We start from the raw sequence: 24,205 nt of genomic DNA, 5'->3' as shown, positions 1-24,205 counted from the left end.
CCTCTTTGCCGCTTGCGGACACAGCGCCGCCCATCCCCGCAACAAAGCAGGAAACCCTTGACATCCCATGTGAGCTGAGACACTCTGTTGCATATAGTGATGCGCGTTGCTCATAGCGAAGCAAATCCCATCACCCGGTCAGGCGGATTCCAGCAGCAACCAGGAGAACCCAACATCATGAGCGCATCACCCCGCGTCGTCATCATCGGAGCCGGCATCGTCGGTACCAACCTCGCCGACGAGCTGGCAAGCCGCGGCTGGAACGGCATCACCGTCGTCGAACAGGGCCCGCTGGAGCTCGCAGGCGGCTCCACGTCGCACGCCCCCGGCCTCGTGTTCCAAAACAATCCGTCCAGGACCATGACGGAATTCGCCACGTACACCGTGAACAAGCTCCTGGCCCTGGGCAAGGACGGCGAGTCCTGCTTCAACCAGGTAGGCGGCCTGGAGCTGGCAACCACTCCCGAGCGCCTGGCCGACCTCAAGCGCAAGATGGGCGTCATGACCTCCTGGGGTGTCGAAAGCAGGATCGTCGACGCCGACGAATGCGAAAAGATCTACCCGCTGCTGAACACCGGCAAGCTCACCGGCGGCCGCGAGGTCCTGGGCGGCCTGCTCATCCCCACCGACGGACTCGCGCTGGCGGCCCGTGCGGTGCAGCTGCTGATCGAGCGCACGCGCGAACGCGGCGTCACCTACCGCGGCTCCACCACCGTCACCGGCATCGCCCAGGAGGGCGGCAAGGTCACCGGCGTCGAAACCTCCTCCGGTGTCATCCCTGCCGACATCGTGGTGTCCTGCGCAGGGTTCTGGGGCCGTGAACTCGGCCGGATGGTGGGCCTGGAAGTGCCGCTGCTGCCGCTGGCCCACCAGTACGCCATCACCACGCCCCTTGCCGAACTCGAGAACGTCAACGAGCTCCCCAACGGCGCCAGCAAGCCCATCCTGCGCTACCAGGACAAGGACCTGTACTACCGCGAATGGGGCGACCGCATCGGCATCGGCAGCTACGCCCACCGCCCGATGCCGGTGGACATGTCCGCACTGCCGAAGGTCTCAGCCGAGGACATGTCCGACCACCGGATGCCCTCCCGCCTGGACTTCACCCTCGAAGACTTCGTGCCCGCGTGGGAGGACAGCCAGGACCTGCTGCCGGCGCTGCGCAGCACCGAAATCCAGGACGGTTTCAACGGCATCTTCTCCTTCACCCCGGACGGCGGCCCGCTCATGGGCGAAGCGCCGGACCTTGCGGGCTTCTTCGTGGCCGAGGCCGTCTGGGTCACGCACTCGGCCGGCGTTGCCAAGGCCATGGCAGAGCTGATCATCGACGGCCAGCCGCAGACCGACCTGCACGGCTGCGAGCTGACCCGTTTCGAGAAGGTCCAGACCTCCGACGCGTACGTCAGCGAGACCTCACAGCAGAACTTCGTGGAGATCTACGATGTCATGCACCCGCTGCAGCCCCGCGAATCGCCGCGGGACCTGCGCGTCAGCCCGTTCAACGTCCGCCAGAAGGAACTCGGGGCTTTCTTCCTGGAGTCCGCCGCCTGGGAGCGCCCGCACTGGTTTGAAGCCAACCGCGGGCTCCTTCAGGAGCTTCCGGCCGAGTGGCAGGCCCCGGAGCGGGACACGTGGTCGGCGATGTTCCACTCCCCCATCTCCGCCGCCGAAGCGTGGAAGACGCGTACCGCCGTCGGACTTTTCGACATGACGCCGCTGAAGCGCCTCTCCGTCACCGGCCCCGGCGCCCAGGCACTGCTGCACCGGCTCAGCACGGGCAACATCGCCAAGAAGCCAGGTGCGGTGACGTACTGCCTGCTGCTGGCGGACGACGGCGGCATCCGCAGCGACGTGACCGTGGCCAGGCTCGCTGAGGAAGAGTTCCAGCTGGGCGTGAACAGCAACGTCGACTTCGACTACCTCCGGGTCGAGGCCCGCCGGCAGTCAGCGGCCGATCCCTCCCAGTGGGCGCACGTCACCGACATCACCGGCAGCACCTGCTGCATCGGCTTGTGGGGCCCGCTGGCACGCGAGGTGATGGGCAAGGTCAGCACGGACGACCTCACCAACGACGGCCTGAAGTACTTCCGGACCAAGGAGATTTCGGTGGGCGGCATCCCCGTCACCGCGATGCGGCTCTCCTACGTCGGCGAGCTCGGGTGGGAGCTCTACACCACCGCAGAGTACGGGCTGAAGCTGTGGGACCTGCTGTTCGAGGCCGGCCGGGAGCACGGCATCATCGCCGCCGGACGCGGCGCCTTCAACAGCATGCGCCTGGAGAAGGGCTACCGGCTGTGGGGCACGGACATGACCACCGAGCACCACCCGTACCAGGCCGGGCTGGGCTTCTCCGTGGCCAAGGACAAGACCGGTTTTGTGGGTGCCGAGGCGCTGGCGGTCCGCAGGGAACAGCCGGCAGCCAAGACGCTGCGGTGCCTGACGGTCGACGACGGCACGTCGGTGGTGCTGGGCAAGGAACCGGTGTACGTGGCCGGGGAAGCCGTTGGTTACGTCACCAGTGCGGCGTACGGCTTCACCGTCCGCAAGCCCATCGCCTATGCCTGGCTGCCCACGTCGGTGACTGAAGGCGACTCCGTGGAGATCGAGTACTTCGGCCGGCGCGTAGCCGCCACCGTCAGCGCAGAGCCGCTCTTTGACCCGGGCATGGAGCGCCTCCGCGGCTGACCTTCCCGGCGGTTGAGCCGACGAAATCTGGTGGTTGGGCCTGCTTGAGACCGGCAGGCCCAACCACCTTTTTCGTGCCCTCTGGATGGTGCCCTCCGCCGTGGGTCAAGGCCGTAGAATCACCTCGACAACCAAAAATTGGGGTTTTATGGTGTTCGGCAACCAGCAAACGAACGGGATATGCGGGAAGGCAATGGCAGCCCACGACAGGAAGTGGCCGCACGACATCCGCGCGTCCCTGCCGTGAATCAGCGGCCTGCCCGCCGCGCCTGGGCGTTCGCCGCCGTGTGCGTCATGGTGACCTCACTGACGCTCCTGATATTCGGGCCGGCCCGCGGGCCGGTGATCCAGCTGCTGCCCTGGTATGTGGCGGCGTACCTGCTGATCGGGGCGTGCATCTTCGGCCCGCCCCGGGAGGGGCGTACCTCCGGCAGGCGGCGGCCTTCCTGCTGCCCGGGGCCCTGCTGGTGCCCCTGGCACTGCTGAACGCCAGCGTCTGGGCAGGCGGCTGGCTGCTCGGGCTCCCTGCATGGGGACTGCTGCTGAGCCGGTGGACGCCGGCCAATCCGCTCCGGGCCCTCGACGTGCTGAAATTCTTTGGCCTGCTGGTGCTGGGCCTGCTGATCTTCACTTTCAACGCCATCTACCCGGTCGTCAGCCTCGGATTGTTCCTTCTCCCGGTCATCCCCCTGGTCCGGCTGGCCTACCCTGGGTACCGGGCCAGGCCGCTGCAGGCGGCCATTGAGGTCCTTTTGGCCGTGGCCGCCGTCGTCATCGCTTTTGCCCTTCCCACCCCCGAAGGGTCCTGGGCCTCACCGTGGACATACGCGGGCGGGGCGGCGACGGCAGGACTCATGATCGCGTATTCGGCCCGGGGCCGCCCCCGTTCACGGCCGGCGCGGCTCAATGACGGAGCCACTGTTTAGCGACCGCACCCGGCCCCTCTGAATGTCGTACCCCTTTGTCATGATGGGTTTATGGGGAAGGCAGCGGTGGTGAGGGCGTTCGGGGAGATCCGTGCTGCCCTTGCGGTGCTGAATGCTGAGGTGGATGGGGCCGGTGCGGTGCCTTTTTCTGTGGCTGACCCTTTGGCTGGTTTGGCGGATGGTTGCCTGGAGATTCTGGCCGGGACCCGTGAGGTTGAGGCCGGGATTGCTGCGGTGAAGGCCAAGGCGGCAGTTGGGTATGTGGAGAGCGCCGCTGCTGTTGCGGGGCCGGATGTTCCGGTGCGGGCGCAGGAGATGGCGGTCGCGGCGGAGATCGGGTGTGTGCTGGCCCTGGGTCCGCGGGCGGCGTCGTCGTTCCTGGTCACCTCGCACGCGGTGACGGCGACGTTGCCGCGGACGTTGGAGGCGTTGCAGGCCGGGGCGATCTCCTGGAGCCACGCGGTGGTGATGGCGGACGAGACAGCGTGCCTGGATGGTGCGGGGGCTGCGGCGTTGGAAGCGCATTTCCTGGACCCGGACGCCCCGGACCGGGCGCGGGGGTGCCCGGTGGGTGGGTTGCCGGCGCACCGGTTCAAGGCCAAGGCCCGGACTTGGCGGGAACGCCACCAGGCCGGGTCCATCGAACAACGCCACGCCAAAGGGGTGGCTGACCGGCGGGTGGAGTTCCGGCCGGACCAGGACGGGATGGCCTGGCTCTCCGCCTACCTGCCGGCGGACCAGGCCCTGGCCGGGTGGAACCGGCTCACCGCGGCCGCCCGGGGCATGCAGGGACCGGACGAGCCCCGCAGCATGCCCCAACTCCGGGTCGACACCTTCACCGACGCGATCCTCACCAATGGCACCACGAACGACCGCGGCATCCGCGGTAGAGGCAGTTCCAGCAGTATCTTCACCGAGAGCGCGGGTGCCGGTGCCGGAACCGACCAGCCGTCGTCGGGTATCCGGGCGCAGGTGCTGGTCACGGTCCCGGTGTTCTCGCTGATGGGCCTGACCGATGAACCGGCGGTGCTGGACGGGTATGGTCCCATCCCGCCGTCAATGGCCAGGGCACTCGTCGCTGAGGGTGCGGGCGCGTTCTACCGGGTGCTGGTGGATCCTCGGGACGGGGCTCCGTTGGAAATCGGCCGGACAAGCTACCGGGTCACCGGCGCGATGCGGGCGTGGCTGCGGATGCGGGACGGCAAATGCCCGTTCCCGGGCTGCAGCAACAACTCCCTCGACAACGACGCCGACCACATCCTCGCCTGGGCCAACGGCGGCACCACCGGAATCAGCAACCTGGGACAGCCGTGCCCGAAACACCACAAACTCCGCCACACCGCCGCCTGGAAACCCACCCCGGCCACGAAGAACGAACCACCCGGCTGGACCTCACCCACCGGCCGCCACTACCAAGGCGAACACCAAGACTGGGAACCACCACGCTGGCCGAATCTCCAAAACCGCGGCCGGGCGCCAGAGGAAGGCAGTCCACTTGGCGCTGTTCCGGATCTCGTTCACTTCCCGCTATCCCCAGCAGAAGATTGGCTGGACCGGGTCCTGCACCCGCCATCCGCCTGAGACGGCGAGGTTAATGCGGCCCTGCGCGGAAGGATGTGGCGCCCGGGTCTGAAGAGCCACCGCAGGACGTCCAGGATGACCAGTTCGCGCCAGGCCTGACGAATGCCGGGCAGCAGATAGCCGGGCTTGCCTCAGCCAGCGGCTATGGCAAGGACCTGGACCCGGAAGCCGGTCCGGACGGGAACCACCCGGTGTAAAACCTGGTTGGGCCAACAGCGACGGCGACACCCGGCACCTGCCGGACTGCCGCCGTCGTTATTCTGCGCACTGGCGCCGCCACCCCACCCCGTGGGGCTAAGCGTGCGTTCCGGCCAGCGCCCCCGCGGACTCTTCGGCCACCGCTGCCCCACCCTGATGTGGCTCGAAGCGGACGAACATGGCCTTGAAACCCGGCGTGTTGGACACGCGTGCCACGTTTTCCTTGTGGACCAGTGCGTTGGCCTCCGGGAAGTACGCGGCGGCGCAGCCCCTCGCAGTTGGGTACGCCACCAGGCGGAACTTGTCCGCCCTGCGGTCCACGCCCTGGAAGGTGCTCACCACGTCCACGAGTTCGCGGTCCTGGAAGCCCGATTCGGCGAGGTCCTCCGGGTGGATCAGGATCACCCGGCGGCCGTCGGAGATGCCGCGGTAGCGGTCGTCAAGGCCGTAGAACGTGGTGTTGTACTGGTCGTGGCTGCGGATGGTCTGCAGCACCAGGTGACCCGGCGGCGGCGTCAGGTACTCAAGGGGGCTGACCGTGAACCGGCCGCGGCCGATGTCCGTGGCGAAGGAGCGGGTGTCGCGCGGCGGGTTGGGCAGCACGAACCCGTTCTTGGTGCGGACCCGGGCGTTGAAGTCCTCGAACCCCGGCAGGACGCGGGCGATGTGGTCGCGGATCACGTCGTAGTCCTCGGCCATGCCGCGCCAGTCCACGGAGTGGTCCGGGCCGAAGGTAGCCTCGGCCATCCGGGCCACGATCACGGGCTCGGCGAGCAGGTGCTCGGAGACCGGCGTGAGGCGTCCCTGGGTGGAGTGGACCACAGACATGGAGTCCTCCACGGACAGGAACTGCGCGCCCTTGGGATGCTTGTCGTCCTTGTCCGTGCGGCCCAGCGTGGGCAGGATCAGCGAGGTGCGGCCGTGCACAATGTGGGAGCGGTTGGGCTTGGTGCTGATGTGCACGGTCAGCCCGATCCGCTTCATGCCCGCTTCCAACGCTTCAGTGTCGGAGCACGCCAGCGAGAAATTGCCGCCCATGGACACGAAGACGTCCACCTCGTCGCGCTCGAACGCCTCCATCGACTCAACGGCGTCGTAGCCGTGGTGCCGCGGGGATGAGATGCCGAACTCGGAATCGAGTGCCGAGAGGAGCCATTCCTTCGGCTTTTCCCAGATGCCCATGGTCCGGTCGCCCTGGACGTTGGAGTGCCCGCGGACGGGGCAGGCGCCGGCGCCGGGTTTGCCGAAGTTGCCCTGGAGCAGCAGGACGTTGACCATCTCCTTGATGGTGTCCACCGAGTGCGGCTGCTGCGTCACGCCCAGCGCCCAGCAGAAGATCGAGGCCTTGGACGCCACCAGCATCCCCGCAACCTTCTCGATCTGCGCGCGGGAGAGGCCCGTGGCCTTCTCGGTCTCATCCCAGTCGAGGGTGCGGCGGGCGTCGCGGTAGGCGTCGAACCCGTCCGTCTGCGCGGCAATGAAGGAATGGTCGACGACGGTTCCCGGGTTTTGTTCCTCAGCCTCCAGGAGCAGGTGGCCCAGCGCCTGGAACAGCGCCAGGTCGCCGCCCACCTTGATCTGCAGGTACTCGTCGGCGAGCGGGGTGCCGCCGCCCACCACGCCCGAGATGGTCTGCGGGTCCTTGAAGTTGAACAGTCCGGCCTCGGGCAGCGGGTTCACGGCCACCACCTTGCCGCCCTTGTCCTTGCACTCCTTCAGCGCAGAGAGCATGCGCGGGTGGTTGGTGCCGGGGTTTTGACCGACGACAAAGATCAGTTCGGAGTCGTGGATGTCGTCGAGGGACACGGTGCCCTTGCCGATGCCGATGGTCGGGTTCAGCGCCGATCCGGAGGACTCATGGCACATGTTGGAGCAGTCCGGCAGGTTGTTGGTGCCCAGGGCCCGAGCGAACAGCTGGTACAGGAACGCGGTCTCGTTCGCGGTGCGCCCGGAGGTGTAGAAGACGCTGCGGTCCGGGGTGGTCGCCCGGAGGTGCTCTCCGATCAGCTCGAAGGCGTCAGCCCAGGAGATCGGTGAGTAGTGGGTATCACCCTCGCGGATCACCATCGGTTCACTGAGCCGGCCCTGGTTCCCCAGCCAGTACTCGGTCTTCCCTGAGAGTTCGGCAATGGAGTGCTTGGCCCAGAACTCCGCGCCCACGGTCCGCAAGGTGTTCTCCTCGGCCACGGCCTTGGCACCGTTCTCGCAGAACTCGGCAGTCTTGCGCTTCTTGTCCGACTCCGGCCACGCGCAGCCGGGGCAGTCGAACCCGCCGCGCTGGTTCAGCCGGAGCAGGGAATGTGCCGTGCGGGTCACGCCTGCCTGCGCCACCGCGCGCTCCAGTGCCACCATGACGGCCTTGACGCCGGCGGCCTCGGTCTTGGGCTTGTGGACTTCGAGGTTGTCCTCGTTGATGTCCGCGACGGGGGCAGGCTGTTTGCCGAACTTCATTGTTCCAACTTCCTCGCCGGCACCCGGGAACTCCCGTGACGGCTCAATTGTTCATTTGCAGTGGAGGCGCGCCGGAATCCCGGCGCGCCTCCAGGGCACTCGTTGCCGATTTCCGCTACTCCGGAACCTTCGCCAGCGTTTCCTGCTCGGCGGCGATGGTGGTGTCCCCGCCATGGCCGGTGCGGACCACGGTCTGAGCCGGAAGCGTCAGCAGGCGTTCGCGGATGGACTTCAGGATGGTGGGATAGTCGCTGTAGGACCGGCCGGTGGCACCCGGGCCGCCATTGAACAGCGTGTCCCCGGTGAATACCGTCCCTTCGCTTTCGAGGTAGAAGCAGGTGGACCCCGGGGAGTGGCCGGGCGTGTGGATTGCCTTCAGCGGTGCCCCGCCCACCTCGAACACGTCCCCGTCGGAGTGGTAGCGGTCCGGCTTGGCGTCAGGGTAGACCTGCTCCCACAGGATCATGTCCTCGGCGTTCAGGATGATCGGGGCGCCCAGGGCGTCAGCAACCGCCCGGGCGGCACCGATGTGGTCGTTGTGTGCGTGGGTGAGCAGGATGGCCTTGACCTTCCGGCTGCGTACCTGGTTGATGATCGCGGCGGCATCGTGGGGTGCGTCGATGATGAGGCATTCCTCGTCGTTGCCCACGATCCAGACGTTGTTGTCCACGTCCCAGGTGCCGCCGTCGAGCGAGAACGTGCCCGAGGTGACCAGGTTCTCAATGGTGACGGCCATCAGACCTCCACCGGGCTGACTTCAACAACGGAACGCAGGACCTTGCCCTCGTGCATCTTGCCGAAGGCCTCCTCCACTTGGTCGATGGTGATGCGTTCGGAGACGAACGCGTCCAGGTCCAGGTTGCCCTGTTTGTAGTGGGACACCAGCATGGGGAAGTCCCGGGAGGGCAGGCAGTCGCCGTACCAGGAGGACTTCAGCGATCCGCCGCGGCCAAAGACGTCCAGCAGCGGCAGCTCGAGCTGCATCTCCGGCGTCGGGACGCCCACCAGGACCACGCGGCCGGCGAGGTCGCGGGCGTAGAACGCCTGCTTGTAGGTTTCGGGACGGCCGACGGCGTCAATCACCACGTCGGCCCCGTTGCCTCCGGTGAGGGCCCGGATGGCCTCCACTGCGTCCTCCTGCTTGGAGTTCACGCCATGGGTGGCGCCGAGGGACTTGGCCATCTCTATCTTGTTGTCGTCGATGTCAACGGCGATGATCGTCGTCGCACCCGCCAACTTGGCCCCGGCGATCGCGGCGATGCCCACACCGCCGCAGCCGATCACTGCCACGGACTCGCCGCGCTTGACCTCGCCGGTGTTGATCGCGGCCCCGATGCCGGCCATGATTCCGCATCCCAGCAGGCCCACCGCGGCCGCGTCGACGTCGGGGTCCACCTTGGTGCACTGCCCCGCGGCGACCAGTGTCTTTTCGGCGAAGGCACCGATGCCCAGGGCGGGAGAGAGGACCGTGCCGTCCTCAAGGGTCATTTTCTGGGTGGCGTTGTGCGTATTGAAGCAGTACTGCGGCTGGCCCTTGGCACAGGCCCGGCACTCGCCGCACACGGCGCGCCAGTTCAGGATGACCCGGTCACCGGGGGCCACGGACGTCACGTCCGGGCCCACGGCACTGACAACGCCGGTGGCCTCGTGGCCCAGCAGGTACGGGAAGTCGTCGCCGATGCCGCCCTGCTTGTAGTGCAGGTCCGTGTGGCAGACTCCGCAGGTCAGGATGTCCACCAGGGCCTCGCCCGGGCCCGGATCCGGGACCAGGATGGTCTCCAACGACACAGGGGCGTTCTTCTCCCGGACAACGACGGCTTGAACTTTATGGACCATGGTTCTTGTGTTCCTTTCCTGGATCCGGCCGGATCCGGTGAGTCGGCACCAAGTGCCAATCTAGCCGACATGCCACCTCCGGGGACCACGTCATTGCCGCAAAGCTGGACGCGTCGAATTGCGCATGGCACAACTTGTTGCGCATAGTGCTCACAGCAGAATATGACACTGGCCACACTTTGTGTCAATAGATATATCAGTTACAGCCTGCGTGGCTATCAGGATCGAGTCCTGGATTCGGCGCGTGTCTCCAGGGACGGACGGCGACGGACCCGTTACACCCGCTGTTTCGTCCGGCAGTAGGCTGGATGTCATGGCTTTTCACGAAACCCCTGCCGAGCGGCGCGAAGTGACCGTCCGCCGCGCACCCAAGTACGTTCCTTTTTTGATTGTGGGTGCACTGGCAGGCATTATCGCCGCCGCAGTGGTGGCTTACGCGCTGCCCGGCGACGCAACCTTCGACCCCGGCGCCGTCTTCGGATTCTTCATGGTGATGTTTGCGGCTGGCGGCGCCCTGCTTGGCGCCCTGCTGGCGCTGGTCCTGGACCGCCGCAGCGTGAGGCGGCAGGAACGGGCCGTCGTGGAGGCCGTCCCGGACTCGGAACCGGACACCGATCCCCAGGGCTAGCCGGGTCACAATCTGAAGCGGGGGAAAGTCATACCCCATAACGTGCGATAATCGATCAGTGGCACGCGGCGATGGCAAACTTTCCCATGATCTTCTTCCCGGCGAAAAAGGACCCCAGGATGCCTGTGGCGTCTTTGGTGTTTGGGCACCTGGTGAAGAAGTAGCAAAACTTACCTATTACGGGCTGTATGCACTGCAGCACCGCGGTCAGGAGTCGGCTGGCATAGCCACCAGCGACGGCAAGCGGATCAACGTCTACAAGGACATGGGCCTCGTATCCCAGGTCTTCGACGAGACCACGCTGAACACCCTGACCGGGCATCTGGCCGTGGGCCATTGCCGCTACTCCACCACCGGTGCCAGCCACTGGGCCAACGCGCAGCCCACCCTGGGCGCCACCTCCACCGGCACGGTGGCCCTGGCGCACAACGGCAACCTGACCAACACCGCCGAACTCAACGCCATGATCACGGAGCGCAACGGCGGGCAGCTCACCGGCGAAATGAAGCAGGGCAACACCTCGGACACCGCGCTGGTCACCGCCCTGCTGGAAGGTGAGCCGGGCAAGAGCCTGGAAGAGACCGCTACCGAGCTTCTCCCCAAGATCAAGGGCGGCTTCTGCTTCGTCTTCATGGACGAAGGCACCCTCTACGCAGCCCGCGACACCTACGGCATCCGCCCGCTGGTCCTGGGCCGCCTGGAACGCGGCTGGGTTGTCGCCTCCGAACAGTCCGCACTGGCCACCGTGGGTGCCAGCTTCATCCGCGAGATCGAGCCCGGCGAGTTCATCGCCATCGACGAAGAAGGGGTGCGGTCCAAGAAGTTCGCGGAGCCGACGCCGGCCGGTTGCGTATTTGAGTACGTCTACCTGGCACGTCCGGACGCCGCGATCGCCGGCCGCTCCGTCTACGAGTCCCGCGTGGAAATGGGCCGCCAGCTGGCCCGCGAAAACACCCACGAAGCGGACATCGTCATCCCCGTCCCGGAGTCGGGCACCCCTGCAGCCGTGGGTTACGCCGAGGAATCCGGCATTCCGTTCGCACACGGCTTCGTCAAGAACTCCTACGTGGGCCGTACCTTCATCCAGCCCTCGCAGACCCTCCGCCAGCTGGGTATCCGGCTCAAGCTCAACGCCCTTGAGTCCGTGATCCGCGGCAAGCGCGTGGTTGTGGTGGACGACTCGATCGTCCGCGGCAACACCCAGCGGGCCATCGTCCGGATGCTCCGGGAGGCCGGCGCCGCCGCCGTGCACGTCAAGATCTCCTCCCCGCCGGTGCAATGGCCCTGCTTCTACGGCATCGACTTCGCCTCCCGCGCCGAGCTGATCGCCAACGGCGCCACCATCGAAGAGATTTCGCAGGCCATCGGCGCCGACTCGCTGGCCTACATCTCCGAGGACGGCATGATCGGCGCCACCCGGCAGCCGCGCGAACGCCTCTGCACCGCCTGCTTCACCGGTAAGTACCCCATCAAGCTTCCGGACGCGGACAAACTGGGCAAGAACCTCTTGGAGCGCACCGACCTGGGCGGCCTCAAGCCCTCCCCCGCGGCCCTTCCCGGCGAAACGGCCGCCCTGGCTGTCGACGCCACCGAGGACCCGGCGGAAAAGGCCGGCGCCACGGGCTGCGATCCCGGCCCCGACTCCGAATTCGAGAACCTGCTGACCGAAGCCGACCTCGTGCCCGACGTACACGCCGCCACCAGCGCCGACAAGAAGGACTCCGTATGACCTCCGCCAGCCCTGCCGCAGACAACGCCGGCATCACCTACGCGTCCGCGGGCGTGGACGTCGAAGCCGGGGACCGCGCCGTCGAGCTCATGAAGGATGCCGTCAAGGCAACCCACAACTCCTCGGTGATCGGCGGGGTGGGCGGCTTCGCCGGCCTCTACGATGTCTCCCGGCTGCTGACCTACAAGAAGCCGCTGCTGGCCACCTCCACGGACGGCGTCGGCACCAAGGTCGCCATCGCCCAGGCCATGGACATCCACGACACCATCGGGTTCGACCTGGTGGGCATGGTGGTGGACGACATCGTGGTGGTGGGCGCGGAGCCCCTGTACATGACCGATTACATCGCCTGCGGCAAGGTGGTCCCCGAGCGCATCGCCGGCATCGTCCGCGGCATCGCCGCTGCCTGCTCCGTGGCCGGCACCGCCCTGGTGGGCGGCGAGACCGCCGAACACCCCGGCCTGCTGGGCGAACACGAATACGACGTCGCCGGTGCAGCCACCGGCGTCGTGGAAGCCGATGCGCTGCTGGGGCCGGACCGCGTCCGCGCCGGCGACGTCGTGATCGGCATGGCCTCCTCCGGCCTGCACTCCAACGGCTACTCCCTGGTCCGCCGCGTCATCAACCACGCCGGCTGGGCCCTGGACCGCCAGGTCTCCGAACTGGGCCGCACCCTGGGTGAGGAACTCCTGGAACCCACGCGCGTCTACGCGGCCGACTGCCTGGACCTGGCCCGTACCTTCCCGGTCAGCGCCGGCGCGGCCGTCCATGGGTTCAGCCACGTCACCGGTGGCGGTCTTGCCGCCAACCTGGCCCGCGTCCTCCCGCAGGGCCTGGTGGCCACGGTGGACCGTGCCACGTGGGAACTGCCCGCCATTTTCAAGCTGGTGTCCGAGCTGGGCAACGTTCCGCTGGCCGACCTGGAACGTACCCTGAACCTCGGCGTGGGCATGGTGGCCATCGTGTCCGCCGACGCCGCGGATGCCGCCGTCGCGCGCCTGAACGAACGGGGCCTGCCGTCCTGGATCATGGGCACGGTCACCGAGGACTCAGACTCCATCCTCAAGTCCGGACCTGACTACGTCCAGGGCGCCAAGGGCGTGGACGGCGGCGCTGTCCGCCTGGTCAACGCCTACGCCTAAAGCTTTCTTTGAGTGCTCCCCTCCACCGGCGGGGAGCACTTGGCGTTTAAGCGGCGGTCTGGATCAGGTTGAGGACGCCGCCCTGCGGGTCCCTGATGGTGGCGAGTGACCCGTCGGCGGGACGCTCGTCCGGCTCGACGAGGACCTCTCCCCCCGCTGCCTGGACGGCCGCTGCCGCCGCGGCAACGTCTGCCGTGCCGAAGTAGATCTGCCAGTCCGCTTCGTCGCCCTCATCGGCAGGGATGATCCCGGCCACCTCATTGCCGTCGACGAGCAGCGTGCTGTAGCTGCCGCCGTCGTCCTGCGGGTACTCGGTGACCTCATGCCCAAAAAGCTGCTGGAAGAAGCCGACGGCGGCCTGGGGCTCGGGCGTGAAGAGTTCCGCCCAGGCCAGCGCGCCCGGCTCGTTGAATAATTGGCTGCCGTAGTGGCTTCCTGCCTGCCAGATGCCTGTGGTTCCGCCTCCGGGAGGGGCAAGGAAGCCCAGAACACCGGTATCGCCCACCGTCTCCGGCCCGAATTCGGCGGCCCCTCCTGCGTGGGCGGCCTCCTCCAGTACGTCCGCAGCGTCTGCGGCGGCGAAGTAGACGTTCCACTTTGCGGAGGTGCCGGCCTGCAGCTGCAAGGGGCTTTGCGGTGCAATGGTGGCCACCAACCGGCCACGGATAAAGGCCTGCGCGTAGCTGCGGCCGTCCGGGGTGGGAAAGTCCTGGAACGTCCAGCCGAAGAGCCGCCCGTAGAAGTCCTTGGCAGCCGCAACATCCGGGGTCTGCAGATCCGCCCAGCAGGGCTCGCCGTGACGGTATCCCTCAACTAATGCCATGCAGGCAAGGCTACACGGACCCCTTGAGCAGCTAAGGGGTGAGGGGCACAATAGCCCCCACACAACTGGGCTCAGGGATCAGCGGCATCATCAGGAGAACGTCGATCCGGAACGGGAGAACACATGGCCGGCATCGTAGACATCGAGGGACACCCGACATGGTTGGAGGACCGCGGCGGCAATGGCGCTCCACTGCTCCTGCTGCACGGCGGCCTCAGCAACAGTGATGCCCTTCTTGGCACTATTGGCGCCGGACTCGCGGAACACTACCGGCTCATCGCCTTCGACCGCCCCGGCCATGGATACACCGCCGACACCGTTGCCGACTTCCACTACAGCGATATGGCGCGGGAGGCAGTCAGCGTCCTCGGGAAGGTGGCCGCCGGCCCCGCCCACCTCGTCGGCTGGAGCGACGGCGGCATCATTGCCCTCCTCGTGGCACTGGCGCGGCCGGACCTGGTGGCGAAAATGGTGGTCATCGGCACCAACTACCACGTGGACGGCATCCAGCCCGTGGACATGGACCCGGACTCGCCGGTGTTACAGGAGCTTGGCCGGGCCTACGCCGAGCGTTCTCCTGACGGACCCGGGCATTTTGAGGCGGTAGCCCGGAAAGGCATGCAGCTGATCAGCACCGAGCCTTCGCTCACTACGTCCCAAATCTCGCGTATCCGGCAGCCGGTGCTGGTGGCGGTGGGGGACGACGACATTGTGACCCTGCCGCACACCATCTCCTTGTATGAGGCTTTGCCCAATGGGCAGCTGGCGGTGATTCCGGGGGCGTCCCATGGCCTGCCGCTCGAGCAGCCTGCCACGCTCACCAGCCTTATGCTCCCATTCCTGGCAGCCGAAGGTCCTCCCCGGACGCTCATGCCCGTCAGGCGCCGCGGGCGTTAGCGCGGGCGTTAGCCGGGAACGGCAAAAGGTCCATTGGGGCACACCGGAACCAGGTGTGGCCCAACGGACCTTTTTTGACTGCGGTCAGCACCGATAGCGCTGCAGAAGAAGCAGCGAGGCGAAGATTATTGAGACCGGCGTGCACTGCCCAAAGAGGCAGCCGCTGCCGGCGACAACTAGCCGATGCGACGGTTGTCTACCTCGTCGTCATCGTCATCCAAATCATCCGCGTACTTATCCACATAAGCCGAATAGTCCGGTTCAACCGGCTCATTCGAGTAACGGCTCGTCGAACGACTGCCCGGACCCGTCAGCTCACGCTGAAGTGCCGAATAGTCAGTGTTCGGGGAGTAGTACTTAATGTCCCGAGCCTGCTTGGTAGCTTTTGCCTTTTGACGGCCGCGCCCCATGGCGTGACCCCCTTTTGTACTTGGACCGGAGGTGGTCACCTTGGCGATCGGTGAGGCCCCGGAATGTTTGGTCAATTTGTCGTACACCTAGATTACATGCTTTCGGCGGGCCCTGCTTGCCGCCTCATGGCCCGGACGCCCGCGTGGGGTAACATCACGCACCTGCGCCCGCGGGATTCCGGGATTTTTCTTCGGTAGAGTCACTTAAGAACTGCCGATTTTGTGTGGCCTTTGGCGAGCCGCGGTACCAAACCCAGGAGGATGCGCACCCGTGAACCACCAGGACATCCCGCCGAAACCAGCCTTGCCACCGCGGACCGGAAGCCTGCCAATAGTCAAGGGCGGGGACGCCGGTTCGGCGCCCCCTCCGGAGTCTGTGACCTGGTCCCAGCCGCGCCAGGATCCCGGGCCGGAAAAGCGGGCCAACAGGAGGCCTGCGTTCTGGAAAGCGTTCCTCATCGTCGTCATCCTCGCCGTGGCCGGCTCGCTGGCATGGCTCGCCGTGTGGCTGAACTCCGCTCCCGGCACCGACACAGCGAAAAGCGCAGCGCCGGGCGTCCTGCAGACCGCCGTCACTCCGCCGGCCACTCCCCAGCCCCTGCCCCGCGACGGGGTGGCGCCGGCAGCCTACGCGGTAGGTGACTGCTTCAAGGACTTTGATCCCCAGGCCCTGGCGTCCACGGTGGTGCCCTGCGACACGGGCCATTCGGCGCAGTTGGTGGCCACCCTCCACTACCCGGACAGCGCCAAGTATCCGGGGGCTGACCCGCTCAAGGCCAAGGCGCTGGAAGTTTGCCAGGCAGCGAAGCTCGGCCCGGCGGCCAAGCAGTTCCAGCTGAACTACCAGCGCAGCTATCCCAGCAACACCAGCTGGGAGTCCGGGGACCGCAGGGTGGATTGCTACGTCACTGCCGACGGCGGCAACGTGATCAACGCGAGCGTGCTGCCCTGACGGCCAAACCGCCAGGGCAGCACTTCCCAGCCCTGCGGGCCGGCTAGTGCTTCCGCCGCACTGAGAGGCCGGAGCTCGGGGCACCCGTCAGCGTGTCGACGTTGCCCTCGGTGAGTTCGCCCAGGTCAGCGGCGGTGTCAACCACCACGGTGTCGCCGTCGCTGATCCCACCGGCAAGGATGGCCTTGGCCAGCCGGTCGCCGATCTCACGCTGCACCAGGCGCCGCAGTGGCCGGGCGCCGTAGGCGGGGTCGTAGCCGGACAATGCCAGCCACGCCTTGGCGCCGTCGGTAACTTCCAGGGTGAGGCGCCGTTCGCGCAGCCGCCGCCCCAGCTCTTCAACATGCAGCTCCACAATGTGTGCCAGTTCGTCCACCGTGAGGGCGTCGAACAGCACCACTTCGTCGAGCCGGTTGAGGAACTCCGGCTTGAAGGATGCGTTCACCGTGGCCATAACGGCGTTGCGCTTGGCCGTGGCGTCCAGGGACTGGTCCACCAGGAACTGGCTGCCCAGGTTGGAGGTCAGCACCAGGATCACGTTGCGGAAGTCCACGGTCCGGCCCTGCCCGTCGGTGAGGCGGCCGTCGTCGAGCACCTGCAGGAGGATGTCAAACACCTCGGGGTGCGCCTTCTCCACCTCGTCCAGCAGCACCACGGAGTACGGACGGCGGCGGACGGCCTCGGTCAGCTGGCCGCCTTCCTCGTAGCCCACGTATCCCGGAGGCGCCCCGACCAGCCGGGCGACGCTGTGCTTCTCGCCGTACTCGGACATGTCGATGCGCACCATGGCGCGTTCGTCGTCGAACAGGAAGTCCGCCAGCGCCTTGGCAAGTTCGGTCTTGCCCACGCCGGTGGGGCCCAGGAACAGGAAGGAACCGGTGGGCCGGTTGGGGTCGCTGATGCCGGCCCGGGCACGGCGTACAGCGTCAGACACTGCCGTCACGGCCTTGGACTGGCCGATCAGGCGCCGGCCCAGCTCCTCTTCCATGTGGAGCAGCTTCTGGCTTTCACCCTGCAGCATCCGGCCGGCCGGGATACCGGTCCAGGCGGAGATGACCTCGGCGATATCCTCCGCGGTGACTTCCTCCGCCACCATCTGCGCGGACTTGTCCGTCACGGCGGCCTCGGCTTCCGCGGCGGCGTTCACCTCGCGTTCGAGGGCCGGGATTTCCCCGTAGAGGATCCGGGACGCGGCCTCCAGGTCGCCCTCGCGCTGGGCCTTGTCAGCGGCGGAACGCAGTTCGTCCAGCTTCGCCTTCAGGTCACCCACCCGGTTGAGGCCGGCCTTCTCCGCTTCCCAGCGGGCGTTCAGGGCCGAGAGCTCCTCTTCCTTGTCCGCCTTGTCGGCGCGGAGTGCCGCGAGCCGCTCGACGGATGCGGGATCGGATTCTCCGGACAGTGCCAGTTCCTCCATGGTGAGGCGGTCCACCTGTCGCCGCAGCTGGTCGATCTCCTCCGGAGCGGAGTCGATTTCCATGCGGAGGCGGGACGCTGCCTCGTCCACGAGGTCGATGGCCTTGTCCGGAAGTTGGCGCCCCGTGATGTACCGGTTGGACAGCGTGGCGGCGGCTACCAGGGCTGAGTCGGCGATGGAAACCTTGTGGTGCGCCTCGTAGCGCTCCTTGAGGCCGCGGAGGATGCCGATGGTGTCCTCCACGCTGGGCTCGCCCACGTACACCTGCTGGAAGCGGCGTTCCAAGGCCGCGTCCTTTTCGATGTTTTCGCGGTACTCATCCAGGGTGGTGGCACCGATCAGGCGGAGCTCACCGCGGGCCAGCATGGGCTTGAGCATATTGCCGGCGTCCATGGAGGAATCTCCGGTGGCGCCTGCACCCACCACGGTGTGGATCTCGTCGATGAACGTGACCACCTGCCCCTCGGAGCCCTTGATCTCCTCGAGGACCGCCTTCAGCCGTTCCTCGAACTCGCCGCGGTATTTGGCGCCGGCCACCATGGACCCAAGGTCCAGGGAGATGAGCGTCTTGCCGCGCAGGCTTTCCGGGACGTCGCCTGCCACCATCCGCTGGGCCAGGCCCTCGACGACGGCGGTCTTGCCCACGCCGGGCTCGCCGATCAGCACCGGGTTGTTCTTGGTGCGCCGGGACAGCACCTGCACCACTCGGCGGATTTCGGAGTCGCGCCCGATCACGGGGTCCAGTTTGCCGGCGCGGGCCATGGCGGTGAGGTCCGTGCCGTACTTCTCCAGGGCCTGGAAGGTGTTTTCGGGGTCCGGGCTGTCCACCTTTCGGTCGCCGCGGACTCCGGGGAGGGCAGCGAGCAGAGCCTCCCGTGAGGCACCGGCTTCACGCAGCAGGCGCGCAGCAGCATCATTGCCGGCGGAGAGGCCCACCAGGAGCACCTCGGTGGAAACGAAGGAATCGCCCAGCCGGTCCGCTTCCTCCTTGGCGTGCTGGATGGCCTGCAGGGCGGGGCGGGACAGCTGCGCCTGCTGGCTGGAGCCGCCGGAAGTGGCGGGCAGGGCCTTGATGGCGCTGCTGGCCTGGACGCTGACGGCATCCGGGTCCGTGCCCGTGGCCTTGAGGAGTGCGACCGCCACACCCTCCCGCTGGTCCATCAGCGCTTTGAGGAGGTGGGCCGGTTCCACCTGGGGGTTGCCGGCCGTCGAGGCGTTCATTGCCGCCGCGGAAAGAGCCTCCTGGCTCTTGGTGGTGAATTTGACGTCCAAAGAGAGCTCCTTTCGGGGGCTTGTTGACTAAGTTGAGTGTACTACGCTCAACTTTGCGCGGCGAGGTTCCCCTGCCATGTTTGCCCACGGCGAAACAGCTGTCCAGAGCCGGAAGTCCTTCCGGCCCGCACCGGCTGGTCCTGGCGTTATGTGCCGTACACGGACACGGCGGCGGCCTTGACCACGAAGTGCACGGTCATCCCGGGAGCAAGGCCCAGGTCCGCCGAGGCAGCCGGCGTGATGTCGGCGGTGAGGCTGCCGGCGCGCACGCGGATCTGGTCGCCATGGGGCTCGAGGTCGGTGATGGTGACGGCAAACGAGTTCCGCGGGCTTCCATGCGCGTCGTCGAGGAACACAGACACGGCCGACGGCGGGAACACGGCCACGCCCGGACCGCCCGGCCCGGGCAGCCGGCCGGGCTCCCCGGAGCCGCCCAGTTCTTCGTCGTGCCCCGCGATCCGCAGGCCCTGGCTGGTGCGCACGCCGGCACCGTCGAGGGTGCCGGGGATGAAGTTCAGTCCGGCCAGTCCGGCAGCAAAGGAGCTGCGCGGGCGTTCCAGCACGGCACGCGTGGGACCCTCTTCTGCAACCTTCCCGTCTTCCAGGATGACCACGCGGTCCGCAAGGACCAGCGCATCCAGGACATCGTGCGTGACGATGATGGCCTGCCGGCCCGCGAGGACCCGTTTGAAGAGGCGGCGCAGCAGCGGTGCGGAATGGATATCCAGGGCGGCCAGCGGCTCATCCAGCAGCAGGAGTGCGGGGTCGGCGGCGAGCGCGCGGGCTACGGCAATACGCTGGGCCTGGCCGCCGGAGAGTTCGGCGGGACGGCGCCCGGCGAGGTGTTCCGCTTCCACCTCAGCCAGCCAGCGCAGGGCACGTTCCTTCGCGTCCCGCTTGGGGACGCCGGCGCTGCGCGGCCCGAATGAGACGTTGTCCACCGCGCTCAGGTGGGGAAAGAGCAGGGGTTCCTGGGCGAGCAGGGCGGTGCCGCGGTGATGGGGAGGTACCCAGGAGGGCTTTCCGCCGTCGAGGTCAAAGAGCGTCCTGCCGTTGAGTTCGGCGCGGCCGCTGTCCGGCCGCAGCAGGCCCGCGATGCTGGCCAGCAGGGTCGATTTGCCGGCGCCGTTGGGTCCCATGACGGCCACCGTTTCACCCGGCCGGACGGCAAGGTCCACGTCGAAACCCCGCCCGGCCACGGCCGCCTGGAAGGACAGGGTCACCGGACGTCCCCTCCGGCCGGTGCGGCCGCCGTCGTCCGCTGCCCTGCTCCGGCACGTGCCGCTGCCGGCTGCCGGTATGCGAGCGCCACGACGGCGACAGCGACGGCCACCAGTACCAGGGACAGCGCGACGGCGGCGTCCGGGTCCGTTTCCCGCTGCAGGTAGATCTCCAGCGGCAGGGTCCGGGTAACCCCCTGGAGGCTGCCCGCGAAGGTCAACGTGGCGCCGAACTCGCCCAGGCTGCGGGCGAAGGACAGGACCGCGCCGGAGGCCAGTCCGGGCAGGACCAGCGGGAGCGTGACGCGCCGGAAGACGGTGCCAGGGCGCGAGCCCAGCGTTGCGGCCACGGCCTCGTAGCGGGAGCCGGAGGTGCGAAGCGCCCCTTCCAGGCTCACTACCAGGAAAGGCAGCGCTACGAACGTCTGCGCCAGGACCACCGCCGTCGTGGAGAAGGCGATGCGCAGCCCGAGCACCTCCAGGGTCTGTCCCAGCAGCCCTTGGCGGCCGAACGTGTAGAGCAGGGCGATCCCGCCCACCACCGGGGGAAGCACCAGGGGCAGGAGCACCAGCGAGCGCAGCAGCCCCTGCAGCCGGAAGGAGTCCCTGGCCAGGACCAGGGCCAGGGGAACCCCCAGCAGGATGCACAGGATGGTGCTTGCCACCGAGGTCCGCAGGCTCAGCCCCAGAGCCGTCAGGGACGGCTCCGACGTCACCAGCGGGATGAACTGCGCCCAGTCAACGCGCAGCACCATCGCCAGCAGGGGAAGCGCGACGACGACGGCCGCCAGGACTGCCAGCGCACGGACCCACGCGGGGATGCCGGAGTAGGCGGCGGCCTGGGTGCGCGGCCGCGCCTGGGGTGGCCGCCCTGGCCGGTGTATCACTTGCTGCCCGGGCCGGAGCTGGCTGACCCGGAACTGGCTGGCCTGGATTTGCCCGGGCCGGAGCTGGCTGACCCGGAAGTGGCCGGGGCGAATCCCGTCGGGCCGAATCCCGCCGCGGCGAGGACCTCCTGGCCCTCGGGACCGGTGACCATCTCCACGAACGCCTGGGCGGTGGCCTTGTTCCGGCCGTTGGCGACGGCCGCAATCGGGTAGGTGTTGACCGCACTCCCCGATTCCGGGAACTGGATGCCTGCCACTTTGATCCCGGCGGCCTTGATATCCGTGCCGTAGACCAGCCCCGCATCCGCCTCACCGGAGGTGACCTTGCCCAGGACGTCAGTGACCGCGTTCTCCTCGCTGACCGGGCTCAGTGCGACGCCCGCCGCTTCCGCCACTTTGGCTGTGGCAGCCCCGCAGGGGACCTGCCGGGCGCAGGTCACCAGCTTGATGCCCGGCCGGGCCAGGTCCTGCAGGGATGCGACCTTCGCCGGGTTGCCCGGCGGCACGGCGATGGCCAGGGTGTTGGTGGCGAAGTCCTCCGGCGTTCCCTCGGTGAGGCCGGCGTCCTGCACCTTCTTCATGTTGGCCGTGTCCGCGGAGGCGAAGACGTCAGCGGGCGCCCCCTGGTTGATCTGGCTGGCAAGGTCCGAGGACCCGGCGAAGCTCAAGGTGACCGTCGCGCCCGGGTGTTCCGTTTCAAAAGTGCTCGCGAGTTCGGTAAAGGTCTGCTTGAGTGAGGCGGCCGCGAAAACGGTGATGGCGCCTGCCGGTTTGGCGCCGGAACCGGTGGCGGTGCCGGCACTTGTTCCCGCGTCCGGATTGCCCGCCGGGGCACAGCCTGACAGGACGGCAAGCAGCAACACGGCCAGTGCGGGGACGGCGGCCCGGAGAGTGGAAGCCGCGGACCGGATGGGTTGCCGGCTCATGCGGCGGCCCGGCCCTTCGGCGACTCGATGATGACGGTCGTTGCCTTGACCACGGCGGTGGCCACGGCACCAGGTTCCAGCCCCAGCTCACGCACGGCCTCGCTGCTCATCAGCGAGACCACCCGGAAGGGCCCGCACTGCAGTTCCACCTGCGCCATGACCTTGTCCGTGATGACGTTGGTCACCAGGCCCACGAACCGGTTCCGCGCCGAACTGCTGCCGCTCTTCGGGTCATCGGGAAGCTGGGCGAGCTTCTGCGCGTGCGTTGCCAGTTCCAGCCCGTCCACCGCCAGGCGGCCGGAGGGGTCCCGCAGCGCGGTGAGGGTTCCCTGCTCCGTCCACCGGCGGACGGTATCGTCGCTCACCCCCAGGAAACGGGCGGCCTCTGAAACGCGGATAAGTGCCATTCGGCGATTCTAGCCCGCAAATGAGGGGTGATGGCACGTTTTAAGACGCAGGAGCGGTCGTGAATGGGCCGCGTGGCTGCACGGCGTTCGACGGAAGGGCAGCACTAGACTCCTTGCATGGCCATCTACATCGACCCGCCGCTGTGGCCTGCACACGGAACACACTTTTCGCACCTGGTCTCGGACGCATCCCTGGACGAGCTGCACGCGTTCGCTGCCGCCGCGGGGATCCCGGAGCGGGCGTTCGACGGCGACCACTACGATGTGCCGGAACGCCGCTTTGATGACCTGGTGGCGGCGGGAGCGGTTCCGGTGGAGGGCCGGGTGCTGGTCCGCAGGCTCATTGCCAGCGGGCTGCGGATCCCGGCACGCCGGCGGAACAAGTCATTAAAGGTCCCCCTCCTGAACCGCTGGGAAGCCATCATGCCAGGCCACGACGCCCTGTTCCTGGACCTGCTGGACCGCTGGAGCGAACCGCACCGGCACTACCACGGCTGCACCCACCTGCTGTCCGTACTGGAGGCGCTGGACCTGCTCACCGAACCGGCTGAAGCGCCCCGGACAGTACTGCTGGCTGCCTGGTTCCACGACGCCGTGTACCGCGGGGCAGCCGGCATGGATGAGGAGGAGTCGGCACGCTTGGCGGAGGAACGGCTTGCCGACGCCTGCCTTCCGGAGGCAGAGGTGGCGGAAGTGGCGCGCCTGGTCCGGCTGACCTCGGACCACCGGCCGGAACCGGGTGACGACGACGGCGCCCTCCTCTGCGACGCCGACCTCTCGATTCTCGGCGGCGAACCCGAGGAATACGCCCGCTACGCAGCTGCCGTGCGGAAGGACTACGCGCACATCGGCGACGCCGACTTCGCAGCCGGCCGGGCCGCCGTCGTCCGGCACCTGCTGGGACTGGACCCGCTCTTCCACCACCAGCGGGCCAAAGAACTGTGGCAGGACGCCGCGCACCGCAACCTGAACGGCGAATTGCAGTGAACGCGCCCGGCAGCAGCCCCCGGCACACATACTCCGCCAACGCGGCGCACCGGCAGCTGCCCTTCACCGTGCGGCTGGACTGGGGTCTGGAAGGGGGCAGGACGGTGGCCGCCGGCGCCGACATCGCCGTGGTGGTGGACGTCCTGTCCTTCGGCACCTGCGTCAGCGTGGCACTGGACCGGGGCGCCGACGTCTTCCCCTACCGCTGGCGGGACATCACCGCAGAGGATTTCGCCGCCCACCACCAGGCCCAGCTGGCAGGCCCCCGGAACGGCGGCGGGCTGAGCCTGTCCCCCGCCAGCCTCCGCGCGGCAGCCTCGCTGGAACGGGTGGTCCTGCCCTCCCCCAACGGTTCTGAACTCTGCCACGCCCTGGCGGCCGAAGTGCCCCTGGTGGCCGCAGTATGCCTCCGGAATGCCGCGGCCACGGCAGACTGGGTGGCCGCCAATCTTCCCGGCGACGCCGTGGTGGCGGTGGTCGCCGCGGGCGAACGCTGGCCGGACGGCACCCTCCGCCCTGCCGTGGAGGACCAGATCGGAGCCGGAGCTTTCATCGCAGGACTGGTGGCCGCCGGCAAGGGCGGCTATGAGGCCGGGGACGGCAGGCACGGCTATGCTCCGGAAGCCGTGGCGGCCATGGCTGTCTTCGAAGCGGCCGAGCCGCGGCTGCGCGAAACGCTCCAGCAGTGCGCCAGTGGCCGCGAACTGTCCGGGGCCGGCTACGCGGAGGACGTGGACATCGCCGCTGAACTGGATGACAGCGACTCGGCAGCCATCCTGCGGGACGGGGCGTTCCGCCCGCTGTGACGGGACGGCCGTCCTGCCTGGCGGTACG

At 67.8% G+C, this 24,205-nt stretch carries 22 protein-coding genes; 11 read left to right on the top strand and 11 right to left on the bottom strand.

Annotation, left to right across the window (positions count from 1 at the left end; genetic code table 11):
* Nucleotides 1–177 precede the first annotated feature (177 nt).
* Nucleotides 178–2,685 carry a GcvT family protein gene (locus PUN51_RS09570; protein ID WP_275180725.1) on the top strand — a complete coding sequence of 836 codons (2,508 nt, stop codon included), beginning with the start codon at nucleotides 178–180 and terminating at the stop codon, nucleotides 2,683–2,685.
* Nucleotides 2,686–2,933: 248 nt separating this feature from the next.
* Here PUN51_RS09570 and PUN51_RS09565 read toward each other — a convergent pair whose 3' ends face one another.
* Nucleotides 2,934–3,083: a hypothetical protein gene (locus tag PUN51_RS09565; RefSeq protein WP_275180724.1), complete on the bottom strand. Its 150-nt coding sequence runs from the start codon at nucleotides 3,081–3,083 to the stop codon at nucleotides 2,934–2,936.
* On the opposite strand from PUN51_RS09565, the gene PUN51_RS09560 reads away from it, so the two are divergent.
* From PUN51_RS09560 to PUN51_RS09550, 3 genes are read left to right on the top strand one after another with little or no spacing between them, the layout of a single operon-like run.
* Nucleotides 3,078–3,611: a hypothetical protein gene (locus PUN51_RS09560; RefSeq protein ID WP_275180723.1), complete on the top strand. Its 534-nt coding sequence runs from the start codon at nucleotides 3,078–3,080 to the stop codon at nucleotides 3,609–3,611. The two genes, PUN51_RS09565 and PUN51_RS09560, sit on opposite strands and share 6 nt — an antisense overlap.
* 51 nt (nucleotides 3,612–3,662) lie before the next feature.
* On the top strand, nucleotides 3,663–5,192 hold the full coding sequence (locus PUN51_RS09555) for an HNH endonuclease signature motif containing protein (RefSeq protein ID WP_275180722.1): 1,530 nt from the start codon (nucleotides 3,663–3,665) through the stop codon (nucleotides 5,190–5,192).
* Nucleotides 5,193–5,227: 35 nt separating this feature from the next.
* A complete protein-coding gene (locus tag PUN51_RS09550) occupies nucleotides 5,228–5,389 on the top strand; it encodes a hypothetical protein (RefSeq protein ID WP_275180721.1) in 162 nt (53 codons plus the stop codon).
* A 97-nt stretch (nucleotides 5,390–5,486) separates the two neighbouring features.
* Here PUN51_RS09550 and PUN51_RS09545 read toward each other — a convergent pair whose 3' ends face one another.
* From PUN51_RS09545 to PUN51_RS09535, 3 genes are all read right to left on the bottom strand, one after another.
* A complete protein-coding gene (locus PUN51_RS09545) occupies nucleotides 5,487–7,841 on the bottom strand; it encodes an FdhF/YdeP family oxidoreductase (RefSeq protein ID WP_275180720.1) in 2,355 nt (784 codons plus the stop codon).
* A gap of 115 nt (nucleotides 7,842–7,956) precedes the next feature.
* Entirely contained in the window at nucleotides 7,957–8,577 is a 621-nt protein-coding gene (locus PUN51_RS09540) for an MBL fold metallo-hydrolase (protein WP_275180719.1), read from the bottom strand.
* Nucleotides 8,577–9,677: an S-(hydroxymethyl)mycothiol dehydrogenase gene (locus tag PUN51_RS09535; RefSeq protein ID WP_275180718.1), complete on the bottom strand. Its 1,101-nt coding sequence runs from the start codon at nucleotides 9,675–9,677 to the stop codon at nucleotides 8,577–8,579. Before PUN51_RS09535 ends, PUN51_RS09540 begins: the two co-directional genes overlap by 1 nt.
* Nucleotides 9,678–9,990: 313 nt before the next feature.
* On the opposite strand from PUN51_RS09535, the gene PUN51_RS09530 reads away from it, so the two are divergent.
* Genes PUN51_RS09530 through purM form a run of 3 tightly spaced genes read left to right on the top strand, consistent with a single transcriptional unit; the run spans nucleotide 9,991 to nucleotide 13,176 of the window.
* The gene (locus PUN51_RS09530; protein WP_159629837.1) at nucleotides 9,991–10,305 is read left to right on the top strand and encodes a hypothetical protein; all 315 of its coding nucleotides are present in this window, start codon (nucleotides 9,991–9,993) and stop codon (nucleotides 10,303–10,305) included.
* A gap of 58 nt (nucleotides 10,306–10,363) precedes the next feature.
* Complete coding sequence (gene purF / locus PUN51_RS09525; protein WP_159629835.1) at nucleotides 10,364–12,034, top strand: amidophosphoribosyltransferase; 1,671 nt, start codon at nucleotides 10,364–10,366, stop codon at nucleotides 12,032–12,034.
* A complete protein-coding gene (purM, locus tag PUN51_RS09520) occupies nucleotides 12,031–13,176 on the top strand; it encodes a phosphoribosylformylglycinamidine cyclo-ligase (RefSeq protein ID WP_275180717.1) in 1,146 nt (381 codons plus the stop codon). The genes purF and purM overlap by 4 nt, the downstream gene beginning before the upstream one ends.
* A gap of 46 nt (nucleotides 13,177–13,222) precedes the next feature.
* On the opposite strand, the gene PUN51_RS09515 is transcribed toward purM, so the two are convergent.
* On the bottom strand, nucleotides 13,223–13,999 hold the full coding sequence (locus tag PUN51_RS09515; RefSeq protein ID WP_159629831.1) for a VOC family protein: 777 nt from the start codon (nucleotides 13,997–13,999) through the stop codon (nucleotides 13,223–13,225).
* A gap of 123 nt (nucleotides 14,000–14,122) precedes the next feature.
* On the opposite strand from PUN51_RS09515, the gene PUN51_RS09510 reads away from it, so the two are divergent.
* Complete coding sequence (locus PUN51_RS09510) at nucleotides 14,123–14,896, top strand: alpha/beta fold hydrolase (RefSeq protein ID WP_275180716.1); 774 nt, start codon at nucleotides 14,123–14,125, stop codon at nucleotides 14,894–14,896.
* Nucleotides 14,897–15,072: 176 nt separating this feature from the next.
* On the opposite strand, the gene PUN51_RS09505 is transcribed toward PUN51_RS09510, so the two are convergent.
* Complete coding sequence (locus PUN51_RS09505; protein WP_159635036.1) at nucleotides 15,073–15,306, bottom strand: DUF3073 domain-containing protein; 234 nt, start codon at nucleotides 15,304–15,306, stop codon at nucleotides 15,073–15,075.
* A 376-nt stretch (nucleotides 15,307–15,682) separates the two neighbouring features.
* Between PUN51_RS09505 and PUN51_RS09500 the strand changes: the two genes are divergently transcribed.
* Nucleotides 15,683–16,258, top strand: a complete 576-nt coding sequence (locus PUN51_RS09500) for a septum formation family protein (protein WP_275180715.1) — start codon at nucleotides 15,683–15,685, stop codon at nucleotides 16,256–16,258.
* A gap of 43 nt (nucleotides 16,259–16,301) precedes the next feature.
* Here the strand turns inward: PUN51_RS09500 and clpB are convergent, their stop codons facing one another.
* The 5 genes from clpB to PUN51_RS09475 form a co-directional block, all read right to left on the bottom strand.
* Entirely contained in the window at nucleotides 16,302–18,944 is a 2,643-nt protein-coding gene (clpB, locus tag PUN51_RS09495; RefSeq protein WP_275180714.1) for an ATP-dependent chaperone ClpB, read from the bottom strand.
* A gap of 146 nt (nucleotides 18,945–19,090) precedes the next feature.
* Entirely contained in the window at nucleotides 19,091–20,167 is a 1,077-nt protein-coding gene (locus tag PUN51_RS09490; RefSeq protein WP_275180713.1) for a sulfate/molybdate ABC transporter ATP-binding protein, read from the bottom strand.
* Nucleotides 20,164–21,051, bottom strand: coding sequence for an ABC transporter permease (locus PUN51_RS09485; protein WP_275180712.1), 888 nt, complete (start codon nucleotides 21,049–21,051; stop codon nucleotides 20,164–20,166). The genes PUN51_RS09490 and PUN51_RS09485 overlap by 4 nt, the downstream gene beginning before the upstream one ends.
* Nucleotides 21,048–21,977: a molybdate ABC transporter substrate-binding protein gene (gene modA, locus PUN51_RS09480; protein WP_275180711.1), complete on the bottom strand. Its 930-nt coding sequence runs from the start codon at nucleotides 21,975–21,977 to the stop codon at nucleotides 21,048–21,050. Before modA ends, PUN51_RS09485 begins: the two co-directional genes overlap by 4 nt.
* The gene (locus PUN51_RS09475; protein WP_275180710.1) at nucleotides 21,974–22,384 is read right to left on the bottom strand and encodes a TOBE domain-containing protein; all 411 of its coding nucleotides are present in this window, start codon (nucleotides 22,382–22,384) and stop codon (nucleotides 21,974–21,976) included. Before PUN51_RS09475 ends, modA begins: the two co-directional genes overlap by 4 nt.
* Before the next feature lie 117 nt (nucleotides 22,385–22,501).
* Here PUN51_RS09475 and PUN51_RS09470 point away from each other — a divergent pair, with 117 nt between their 5' ends.
* A complete protein-coding gene (locus PUN51_RS09470) occupies nucleotides 22,502–23,371 on the top strand; it encodes a DUF4031 domain-containing protein (protein WP_275180709.1) in 870 nt (289 codons plus the stop codon).
* Nucleotides 23,368–24,177 (top strand): 2-phosphosulfolactate phosphatase, encoded by an 810-nt coding sequence (locus PUN51_RS09465; protein WP_275180708.1) that lies wholly within the window; start codon nucleotides 23,368–23,370, stop codon nucleotides 24,175–24,177. Before PUN51_RS09470 ends, PUN51_RS09465 begins: the two co-directional genes overlap by 4 nt.
* Nucleotides 24,178–24,205: the final 28 nt, after the last annotated feature.

The organism is Arthrobacter sp. NQ4 (assembly GCF_029077345.1).
Lineage (GTDB): Bacteria > Actinomycetota > Actinomycetes > Actinomycetales > Micrococcaceae > Arthrobacter.
The sequence above is the reverse complement of the archived record's forward strand: the minus strand, read 5'-3'. Positions and strand labels throughout refer to the sequence as shown.